The sequence below is a fragment of the Amycolatopsis sp. NBC_01286 genome, assembly GCF_035982555.1.
Taxonomy (GTDB): Bacteria; Actinomycetota; Actinomycetes; order Mycobacteriales; family Pseudonocardiaceae; genus Amycolatopsis.
Genome location: NZ_CP108428.1, coordinates 7,785,939 through 7,796,648, shown reverse-complemented (window position 1 = coordinate 7,796,648; position 10,710 = coordinate 7,785,939). Strand labels below are relative to the sequence as shown.

Here is a 10,710-nt window from a genome sequence, read left to right as displayed (position 1 = left end):
AGTGGCGACCGAGACGCCGCAGCCGGACCGAACGGATGGTTCGATGAGCGAGGCCAAACTCCTCGACTACCTCCGGCGGGTGACCGCCGACCTGACCCGCACGCGCGAGCGGCTGGTGGAGGCGGAATCCGCGGGCGGTGAACCCATCGCGGTGGTCGGCATGAGCTGCCGCTACCCCGGCGACGTCGACACGCCCGAAGCGTTGTGGCGGCTGGTCGACGGCGGGGTCGACGCGATCTCCGGCTTCCCGGAGGACCGCGGCTGGCCCCTGGCCGGCCTGCTCGGCGAACCCGGCGCCCCCGGGACGTCCGCCACGGCCGAGGGCGGCTTCCTGCACGGCGCCGGCGGCTTCGACCCGGCGTTCTTCGGGATGAGCCCGCGCGAGGCGCTGGCCACCGACCCGCAGCAGCGGCTGCTGCTCGAAACGTCCTGGGAGGCCTGCGAATCCGCCGGGATCGACCCGCACACGCTGCGCGGCAGCGACACCGGCGTGTTCGTCGGCGTGATGTACAACGACTACGCGATCGCGCTGCAGGGCGTCACCGAAGACCTCGAGGGCTACCAGAGCAACGGCAGCGCCGGCAGCGTCGCCTCCGGCCGGATCTCCTACACGTTCGGCTTCGAGGGCCCGACCGTCAGCGTCGACACCGCGTGCTCGTCGTCGCTGGTCACCATGCACCTCGCGGCCCAGGCGCTGCGCCGCGGCGAGTGCTCGCTGGCGCTGGCCGGCGGCGTCGCCGTGATGTCGACGCCGATGGTGTTCATCGAGTACAGCCGACAGGGCGCCCTGTCGCCGACAGGCCGCTCACGCGCGTTCGCCGAGGGCGCGGACGGCACCGGCTGGTCCGAAGGCGTCGGCATGCTCGCGCTCGAAAAGCTGTCCGACGCGCGGCGCAACGGCCACGAGGTCCTGGCCGTATTGCGCGGCTCGGCCGTGAACTCCGACGGCGCGTCCAACGGCCTCACCGCCCCCAACGGCCCGTCCCAGCAGCGGGTGATCCGCCAGGCGCTGGCCGACGCGAAACTCTCACCGTCCGAAGTGGACGTCGTCGAGGCCCACGGCACCGGTACGTCGCTCGGCGACCCGATCGAGGCCCAAGCGCTGATCGCGGCCTACGGCCAGGACCGGCCCGAAGGCCGCCCGCTGTGGCTGGGCTCGCTGAAGTCCAACATCGGGCACACCCAGGCCGCCGCCGGCGTCGGCGGCGTGATGAAGATGATCCTGGCCATGCGCAACGGCGTCCTGCCGCGCACCCTGCACGCCGAGACGCCGTCGTCGCGCGTCGACTGGGCCGCGGGTGACGTCGAGCTGCTGACGACGTCCCGGCCGTGGCCGCGCACCGGAGCCCCGCGCCGGGCCGCCGTCTCGTCGTTCGGCGTCAGCGGCACCAACGCCCACGTCGTCCTCGAACAAGCCCCGCCCGCCGAGGCACCGGCCGTTTCCGCCGAACCGCCCGCCGTGCCGTGGGTGCTGTCGGCCAAGTCGCCGGAAGCGCTGGCCGCCCAGGCCGCGGGCCTGCTGGCCCACCTCGACGAGCACACCGGGCAGCCCCCGGCCGCGATCGCCCGCACCCTGCTGGCCCGCAGCCGCTTCGACCACCGCGCCGTCGTGGCCGGCACCGGCGTCGCCACCCTGCGCGAAGGCCTGTCCGCCCTGGCGGCGGGCGTGCCGTCGCCGTACGCGGCCACCGGCGCCGCGACCGCCGGGCCCGGCCCGGTGTTCGTGTTCCCCGGCCAGGGCTCGCAGTGGCCGGAGATGGCCGCGAGCCTCCTCGACACCGCGCCCGTGTTCCGGCGTCACATCGAGGAGTGCGCCGAAGCCTTCGCCCCCTTCGTCGACTGGTCGCTGCTCGACGTCCTGCGCGGCGTCGACGGCGCGCCCTCGGTCGACCGCGTCGACGTCGTGCAGCCCGTCCTGTTCTCGGTGATGGTGTCGCTCGCGCACCTCTGGCGCTCCTACGGCGTCCGTCCGGCCGCGGTCCTGGGCCACTCGCAGGGCGAGATCGCCGCCGCTTGCTTCGCCGGCGCCCTGCCGCTGCCCGAAGCCGCGCGCATCGTGACCCTGCGCAGCCGCCTGATCGGCGACCGGCTCGCCGGCCACGGCGGCCTGCTGTCGGTGATGGCGTCCGAAGAGGACGTCCGCGCGCTGCTCGGCGACTTCGACGGCACGCTGTCGATCGCCGCCGTCAACGGCCCGCGCACGGTGACCGTCGCCGGCGAGCCCGGCGCGCTGACCACCTTGGAGAAGCGCCTCTCGGCGGCCGGGATGATGCGCTGGCGCGTCGAGGGCATCGACTTCGCCGCGCACAGCCCGCAGGTGCGCGTGCTGCACGACGAACTGGTGTCCCTCCTCGGCGAGCTGCACCCTGCGACGTCGGAAATCCCGTTCTTCTCCACCGCCGACGAAAAGTGGCTCGACGGCCCGGAGCTGGACGCCGAGTACTGGTACCGCAACCTGGAACGCACGGTGCGGTTCGACTCCGGCGTCCACGCCGCCCTGGAGCGCGGCGGCCGGCACTTCGTCGAGGTGAGCCCGCAACCGGTGCTGAGCCTCGGGCTGCAGGCGATCCTCGAGGAGTCGGGCACCGGCGCCACGGCGTCGGCCACGCTCCTGCTCGGCCACGGCGGCCTGGACCGGTTCCTGGTCGCCGTCGGAGCCGCGTTCGCCCGCGGCGCCGACGTCGACTGGAACGTGCCTGCCGGCAGCCGTGTCCCGCTCCCGACGTATCCCTTCCAGCGCACGAACATCTGGCCGCAGACCAGCCTGCTCCCGGCCGGCGACGTCACCGCGCTGGGCCTCGGCGCGGCGAACCACCCGTTGATGGGCGCGGTGACGGCGTTGCCGGACACCGAAGGCTTTCTCTTCACCTCACGGCTGTCGGTGGCGACGCACCCGTGGCTGGCCGAGCACACCTTCGGTGGCTCGGTCCTGCTGCCCGGCACCGCGTTCCTGGAACTCGCGATCCGCGCGGGTGACGAGGCCGGCTGCCCGGTCGTCGAAGAGCTGACCCTCGCCGTGCCCCTGATCGTTCCCCCGGGTCAGGCCGTCCGGACGCAGCTCGTGCTCGGTCCGCTGACCCCGGCCGGCCGCCGCACCCTCGCCGTCTACGGGCGGCCCGACACCGACGGCGACGAGCCGTGGACCTGCCACGCCAACGGCGTCCTGCGCGCCGGCGAGCAGCCGACGGCGGGGGAGTTCCCCGCCGAGTGGCCGCCGGCCGGCGCCGAGCGCGTCGATCTCACCGGCTTCTACGACCAGGCCGCCGAAAACGGCTTCGGTTACGGCTCGCTCTTCCGCGGCCTGGAATCGGTGTGGCGCCTCGGCGAAGAGGTCTACGCCGAAGTCGCCCTGCCGGAGGCGAACCGCGCCGAAGCGGGCGCGTGCGCCCTGCACCCCGCGTTGCTCGACGCCGCGCTGCACGCGACGTCGTTCACCGGCGACGGCGGCCAGAGCCGGCTGCCGTTCTCGTGGACCGACGTCGAGCTGTACGCGGTCGGCGCGTCCCGGGCCCGGGTCCGGATCGTGCCGTCCGGCAGCGGCAGCGTCCGCATCGACCTCGCCGACGCGACCGGGGAGCCCGTCGCGTCGGTCGGCTCGCTGCTGCTGCGCGCGGCCGCCACGGACGCTGTCGCCGTCGCATCCCCTTTCGGCGACAGCCTGTTCCGCTGGGAGTGGCAGGCCGTGCCCGCGCCGGAACCCGGCCGCCTGGCCGACGGCAGCTGGGTCGTGGCCGGCGCCGACGAGTTCGGCCTCACCGGCGCCGTCTACACCCTCGGCCGCGCGGTCGAGACGTTCCTCGGCCTCGGCACGCTGTCCGCCGCTCTCGACGACGGCCTGGAGCCACCCGAGCTGATCCTGGTGCCGCTGGTGCACGTGCGGCCCGAGGACCCCCGGGAATCGGCCCACCTGCTGACGAAGTGGGTGCTGGGCCAGGTCCAGGCGTTCCTCGAGGAGGACCGGCTGCGCACCACCCGGCTCGTCTTCGTCACCCGCGGCGCCACGGGCGACACCGACCTCTCCGCCGCCGCGGCGTGGGGCCTGCTGCGCTCCGCGCAGACCGAGAACCCGGGCCGGCTCGTGCTCGTCGACCTCGACGAGTCCGGCGACCAGTCCATCCGCGACCTGCTCCCGATGCTGCCCGGCCTGCTCGCCTCGGGCGAGCCCCAGGTGGCGCTGCGCGACGGCGTCCCGCACGTCGGCCGCCTGGCCCGCGTGCGCGGCGACGCCTCGCCGACGGAGGTCTGGCGCGACGCGGGCAAGGTCCTCGTCACCGGCGGTACCGGCGCGCTGGCCCGGACGATCGCGCGGCACCTGGTCGTCGAACACGGCGTCCGCGAGCTGCTGCTCGTGAGCCGCAGCGGCGGCTCGGCGCCGGGCGCGGCGGAGTTCGCCGCGGAACTCGACGCCGTGGTGGAGTACCGCGCCTGCGACGTGTCCAACCGGGACGAACTGGCCCGCTTGCTCGACGCCGAGCCGTCGGTCCGGGCGATCGTCCACACCGCCGGCGCCCTCGAAGACGGCGTCCTCGGTTCGCTGACGCCGAAGAAGCTCGAGACGGTGTTCGCGCCGAAGCTCGACGCGGCCTGGCACCTGCACGACCTGACCCGCGACCGCGACCTGGCGGCGTTCGTCCTGTTCTCGTCGTTCGCCGGGCTGGCCGGCACCGCCGGGCAGGGCAACTACGCCGCCGCCAACAGCTTCCTCGACGCGCTGGCCCGGCACCGCCGCGGCCTCGGCCTGCCGGGCACGTCGGTGGCCTGGGGCAGCTGGGTGCGCGCCGACAGCGTGATGGCCGCGCAGCTCGACGACGCCGCCCGCCGCCGCCAAGCGCGTGGCGGGGCCCTGGAGCTGACGGGGGAGCAGGGCGTCGCCCTGTTCGACGCCGCTATGGCCCGCCCGGCCGACCCGGTGCTCGCCGCGATCCGCCTGGACCTGGCCGCGATGCGCGCGTCGGGCGAGGTGCCGCCGATGATGCGGCTGCTGGTCCCGCCGCCGTCCCGCCGGTCGGCGGTGTCGGCCGAGGCTGCGGGCTCGTTCGCCAAGACGTACCTGGGCCTCGCGGAGGATGACCGTGGCGCGGCTGTCCTGGACCTGGTCCGCACGCTCGCCGCCGCGGTGCTCGGGCACCCGAGCGCGGCCGCGGTGGCCATCGACGGCGGCTTCCCCGAACTCGGCTTCGACTCGCTGACGGCGATGGACCTGCGCAACCGTCTCCAGGCGGCGACGGACCTGATCCTGCAGGTCGGTGTGGTCTTCGACCACCCGACCCCGCTCGAGCTGGCCGGCCACCTGGGCGCCGAGCTGGACCGGGTTTCCCGGCCGGCCGAGTCGTCCGCGCCGGAAACCGTGTCCGCGCAAGCGAACGAGACGATCTCCGGCCTGTTCACCCAGGCGCTGTACAACGGCCAGCAAGCCGACGCGATCGACTTCCTCCGCGCCGCGGCGACCCTGCGCCCGAAGTTCCGCACGTCGGACGAGCTGACCCGGCCGATCCGCCCGCTGCGCCTGGCCCGGCGTGACCCGGACGCGGCACCCGGCCCGCACCTGATCTGCGTCCCCGCGCTGGTCGCGATGGCCGGGGTGCAACAGTACTCGCTGTTCGCGGCGTCCTGCCGTGGCCAGTACGACGTCTCGGCGGTCCCGATCCCGGGCTTCACCGACGGCGAAGCCCTCCCGGCCGACCGGGCGTCGTTGGTGGCCGCCGAAGCCGACGCGATCTTCGCGTACGCGGCGGGGGAGCCGTTCGTGGTGCTCGGCGTCTCCACCGGCGGCCTGCTGGTGCACGCGATCGCGACGGAACTGACCCGCCGCGGCACCCCGCCGGCCGGCGTCGCGCTGCTGGACCCGTACGCGGTGGACAGCCAGTTCGTCGCCAGCGCGGGCGGCGGCCTGATGACGGGGCTGTACAAGCGGAACCAGCAGTACACCGAGGTCACCAGCGCCGGGCTGTCGGCGATGGCGTGGTGCTTCGACCTGATGGAGGGCTGGGACCTGGGCCCGCTGCCGTGCCCGACGCTGCTCGTCCGCGCGTCGGAGCCGATCGTGGCGGAGCAGGCGGAAGTCGAGTGGCGCTCGGCCTGGGCCCACGCGGACACCGTGACCGACGTCCCGGGCAACCACTTCACGATCGTGGAGGAACACATCGCGGAGGCGGTCGCGGCAGTCCGGGCCTGGCTCCCGGACGTCGGCTGACGGCTTGGCAGCGCCCAGACTTGTCGTGAGTGTTTAGGGCGGTTAGAACCGCCCTAAACACTCACGACAAGCCGCGGCAGACTCACCAGGCCGCGGGCCGGCTCGGGCGCTAGTCCGCGCTCGGGTCGAGGGAGCGCGCGACGATCCCGGTGATGCCGCCGAGCTGACCGAGCTGTTCCTCGGTCAGCAGGCCGAAGACGTGCTCGCGCAGGGTCGCGTAGTAGCCGGGTGCCGACTCGTCGTACTTCCGCGACCCCGCCGGGGTCAGTGACGCGATCGTGTAGCGGGTGTCGGCCGGGTCGGACTTGCGGACCAGCCAGCCCTGCTTCTCCAGCCGGGAGGCGATGCGAGACAGGTGCGACGGCGTGACCCGGGACATCTCGGCCAGCGAGGTCATGGTGCGGTCCTGGTGCTGCGACAGGCACCACAGGATCAGGAATTCGGCGTGACTCAGGCCATCCTGCTTGAGCCGCCCCTCCAGCGCCGCGGGCAGCCACAGGATCACGGACAGCAGCGACTCCCAGGTGTCCGCCTCGGCCGGGGCGAAGCTGTCATCCGCTTCCACGGGCGTGACTGTACACGCAGTCACTTTCCGCGGAAAGTGATTTGCGAGACACTTGCCATGGAAAGTAACTGACTCTAAGTTAGTTTCCAGGGAAAGCATCCGCAGATCAAGGAGTCACCATGCGCGCAGCCCGCTACCACGACTACGGCCCGGCGGAGGTGCTCGTCGTCGAGGACGTCCCGGAACCGCACGCCGGGCCCGGCGAGGTCCGGATCCGGGTCGCCGCCGCCAGTGTGAACCCGGTCGACTGGAAAGTGCGCTCGGGGGCGGCCCGCGCGATGTTCGAGGTCGGCTTCCCGGCGATCCCCGGCCGCGACGCCGCCGGCGTGGTGGACGAGGTCGGCGAAGGGGTCACCGGTGTCACTGTCGGTGACCGGGTGTTCGGGCTCGGCGGTGTGTTCGGGGCGTCCGCGCAGTACGCCACGCTGTCGGCGTGGGCGCCCGTGCCGGACCAGTGGACCCTGGCGCAGGCCGCCGGCGCTGGGCTGGCCGTCGACACCGCCGGCAGCGGGCTCGACGCGCTCGGCGACCTGGCCGGCCGCACGCTGCTGGTCGAAGGCGCGGCCGGCGGAGTGGGCAGTGCCGCCGTCGCGCTGGCCGTGGCGCGTGGCGCCACCGTCATCGGCACGGCGAGCGCGGGCAAGCACGACTACCTGCGCGAGCTGGGCGCGCTGCCCACCACCTACGGCGAAGGGCTGGCCGACCGCGTCCGCGAACTCGCCCCCGGCGGGGTGGACGCCGTGCTCGACACGGCCGCGTCCGGCTCGCTGCCCGACCTCGTCGCCATCGCCGGTGACGCGGACCGCGTCGTGACGGTCGCCGACGCGGCCCGTGCGGGTGACCTCGGCGTCCGGGCCCGGTCTTCGGAGAACAACTCCGCGCTGCTGGCCGAAGGCGCCGCGCTGGGCGCCCGGGGCGGGTACACGCCGCACCTCGCCGCGACCTACGCGCTGGACGACATCGCCGACGCGCACCGGGACTCCGAAGGCGGCCACACGCAGGGGAAGATCGTCGTCCTCGTCTGACGGGACACGCGGACGAGCCCGGCACCGGGGGATGGTGCCGGGCTCGTCCGCCGCCGGGGAAGGCGCGTTCTCGGGGTCAGGCCACCGGATCGGGTGACGGCCGTGCGTCCAGCAGCGGCGTCTTCGCGTCCGGGACCAGGGTCGCCTCAGTGGGGGTGACATCGGCCGTCTCCGACGCGGCCGCGCGCGCCTGGGCCGCCTTGCGCTTCGCGGCCTGCTCGCCCAGCTTCTTGTAGCGGGCGCGGTTGATGAAGAACTCCGCGATCAGCAGGTTGACCACCCAGGGCACCCACGACGTCAGCGTGGACACCTGGTCCTGCACCGCCGCCGGGCCGTCGACGCCCATCGTGAAGACCTCCGGCTCCAGCCAGAGGATCGCCGGGCCGAGCCAGAAGCGCGACGCCAGGATCGAGAAGCACAGCGCGAAGCTGCGCAGCATCCACTCGCGGTGCTCCACGATGCGGCCCTGGCGGGCGCGGCGGAACCCGGTGATCGTGGTGATCAGCCACAGCAGCCCGAGGATCGCGTTGCCGACCTTCTGGCCGGGGCCGTGGGTCAGCAGCGGCGTGATCGTCAGGATCGCGATCCCGGCCGGCAGCGCGCCGCCGAAGACGTAGATCCGGCCGGACACGCGGTGCAGCTTCGGGAACTTGTTCCGGAGGCGAGGCCACACCTGGATCGCCGCGGTCACGAACGCGACCGAGCCGAAGAAGATGTGCGCCACCAGCAGCGGGTAGTAGAACGGCACGTCCAGCCGGGTCGCCGCCGTCGACTTGCTCGGATCCAGGCCGACGTAGTTGGGCAGCCGGAACGCGAGGAAACCGAACGCGAGGAAGTAGAAGGGGACGATCCAGGGGCGTCTCAGCGCCGTTCCGATGCGTGACATGGGTGGGCCTTCCGTGGGAGGAACCGGCGCGAAGAGTGTGGCGCGAAGACAGTGGGGAAAACCGTAGAGTTCGCTCTCCACCGATCCCGGATCGGCCGCAACAGCTAGGGAAAACAGGGTCCGTCCGGCGGCATAGTCTGCCTGACCTCCGTGTCGGCGGTGGTTCGGGCGGCGGCGTACCGCGGCTTCCCCAGCGCACGCCGGAACGGACCCCGTCCGAACCCTTGGGAGCGCCGCGGTGGAACGATCCGAGCACGTGCCTGACGAGCGTGCCGTTGCCCGTGCAGGTGCCGTCGCGGTCGTGGGCCTCGCCTGCCGGCTGCCGTCGGCCGACGGGCCCGGCGCGTTCTGGACGCTGCTGCGCGAAGGCGCCGACGGCACCACCGACGTCCCGCCGGAGCGCCGCGCCTCGGTGCCGCCGGAGACCCGCCGCGGCGGTTTTCTGTCCGATGTGGACACGTTCGACGCCGCGTTCTTCGGCGTGCCGGCGCGGGAAGCCGCGACGATGGACCCGCAGCAGCGCCTCGCCCTGGAACTGGGCTGGGAGGCCCTGGAGGACGCGCGGATCGTCCCGGCCCGCCTCGAAGGCAGCGCGACCGGCGTCTTCGTCGGCTCCAGCGCGGACGACTACGCGACCCTGCTCAAGCAACGCGGCGCCGCCGCCATCGGGCACCACACGCTCACCGGCCAGAGCCGCGCCGTCGTCGCCAACCGCATCTCCTACACGTTCGGCCTGCGCGGGCCCAGCATGTCCGTCGACACCGGGCAGTCGTCCTCGCTCGTCGCCGTGCACCTCGCCTGCGAGGCCCTGCGCAGCGGCGAAGCGGACCTCGCGCTGGCCGGCGGCGTCCAGCTCAACCTCGCGCCCGAGAGCACCGTCGCCGCCGACCGGTTCGGCGGCCTCTCGCCCGACGGCCGCTGCTACACCTTCGACGAGCGCGCCAACGGCTACGTCCGCGGTGAGGGCGGCGGGTTCGTCGTCCTCAAGCCCCTGGCCGCGGCGCTGGCCGACGGCGACCGCATCCACTGCGTCATCGAGGGCGGCGCGGTCAACAACGACGGCTTCAGCGACACCCTCACCACCCCGAGCGCGCAGGCGCAGGAAGCGGTCGTCCGGGCCGCGCTGCGCCGCGCGGGTGTCCCGGCGGACGCGGTGCGCTACGTCGAGCTGCACGGCACCGGCACCCGCGTCGGCGACCCCCTGGAAGCGGCCGCGCTCGGCGCGGTGTTCGCGCCCGGCCGCCCCGGCGACGACCCGCTGTGGGTCGGCTCGGTCAAGACCAACATCGGCCACCTCGAAGGCGCGGCGGGCATCGCCGGCCTGCTGAAGGTCGCGCTGTCCCTGGCCCACGGCGAGATCCCGCCCAGCCGCAACCACGAGCACCCGAACCCGGCCATCCGGTTCGACGAGTGGCGCCTGCGCGTCACCGCCGACGTCCGGCCGTGGCCCGAGGCGACGGCCTACGCGGGCGTCTCGTCCTTCGGCATGGGCGGCACGAACTGCCACCTCGTCCTTTCCGCCCCGCCGCAGCGGGTCGAGACGACCGGACGCTCCCGTGTGGACGGTCCGGGCGCGGTCGTGCCGTGGGTGCTGTCCGCCCGGACCCCGGGCGGCCTCCGCGGCCAGGCCACCGGGCTCGCCGCCCTCGACGCGGCCCCGCTCGACGTCGCGCACTCGCTCGTCACCACCCGCAGCGCGTTCCCGCACCGCGCCGTCGTCCTGGCCGCCGACCGGCCGGCCGCGCTGGCCGCCCTCGCCGCCGGTGACCCGGCGGCCGACGTCGTCGCGGGCACCGCCGCCGACGCCCCGCGCCTGGCCGTCGTGTTCCCCGGCCAGGGCGCCCAGCGGCCCGGGATGGGCCGCGAGCTGTACACGCGGTTCCCCGTCTTCGCCGACGCGATCGACGAGATCTGCGCGCGCTGCGACACCGAACGCCCGCTGCGGGACGTCCTGTTCGCCGAGGAGGGCTCGGCCGACGCCGCGGTCCTCGACGAGACCGGGCACACCCAGCCCGCGTTGTTCGCGTTCGAAGTCGCGCTG

Annotated in this window: 5 protein-coding genes and 1 pseudogene (1 of these 6 cut by a window edge); 4 read left to right on the top strand and 2 right to left on the bottom strand. The window is 74.0% G+C overall.

What is annotated here, in order from left to right:
* Position 1: 1 nt before the first annotated feature.
* Positions 2–3,052: pseudogene (locus OG570_RS48455) on the top strand (type I polyketide synthase); the annotation flags it as partial.
* Positions 3,053–3,061: 9 nt separating this feature from the next.
* On the top strand, positions 3,062–6,193 hold the full coding sequence (locus OG570_RS48450; RefSeq protein WP_442788345.1) for a type I polyketide synthase: 3,132 nt from the start codon (positions 3,062–3,064) through the stop codon (positions 6,191–6,193).
* Between the two features lie 109 nt (positions 6,194–6,302).
* Here OG570_RS48450 and OG570_RS36065 read toward each other — a convergent pair whose 3' ends face one another.
* The gene (locus tag OG570_RS36065; protein ID WP_326953358.1) at positions 6,303–6,758 is read right to left on the bottom strand and encodes a MarR family winged helix-turn-helix transcriptional regulator; all 456 of its coding nucleotides are present in this window, start codon (positions 6,756–6,758) and stop codon (positions 6,303–6,305) included.
* Between the two features lie 119 nt (positions 6,759–6,877).
* Here OG570_RS36065 and OG570_RS36060 point away from each other — a divergent pair, with 119 nt between their 5' ends.
* Entirely contained in the window at positions 6,878–7,783 is a 906-nt protein-coding gene (locus tag OG570_RS36060) for an NADP-dependent oxidoreductase (protein ID WP_326953357.1), read from the top strand.
* 76 nt (positions 7,784–7,859) lie between these two features.
* On the opposite strand, the gene OG570_RS36055 is transcribed toward OG570_RS36060, so the two are convergent.
* Entirely contained in the window at positions 7,860–8,669 is an 810-nt protein-coding gene (locus OG570_RS36055) for a DUF2306 domain-containing protein (protein ID WP_326953356.1), read from the bottom strand.
* 256 nt (positions 8,670–8,925) lie between these two features.
* Here OG570_RS36055 and OG570_RS36050 point away from each other — a divergent pair, with 256 nt between their 5' ends.
* Positions 8,926–10,710: the beginning of an SDR family NAD(P)-dependent oxidoreductase gene (locus tag OG570_RS36050; protein WP_326953355.1), read on the top strand. The gene runs 25,812 nt beyond the window's last position; the window shows 1,785 of its 27,597 coding nt (coding positions 1–1,785); its start codon is at positions 8,926–8,928; its stop codon lies beyond the right edge, outside the window.

Bases quoted from the DNA above. Each gene is read 5' to 3' on its own strand.
- OG570_RS36060 (WP_326953357.1), top strand. From the start codon at position 6,878: ATGCGCGCAGCCCGCTACCACGACTACGGCCCGGCGGAGGTGCTCGTC.
- OG570_RS36055 (WP_326953356.1), bottom strand. From the start codon at position 8,669: ATGTCACGCATCGGAACGGCGCTGAGACGCCCCTGGATCGTCCCCTTC.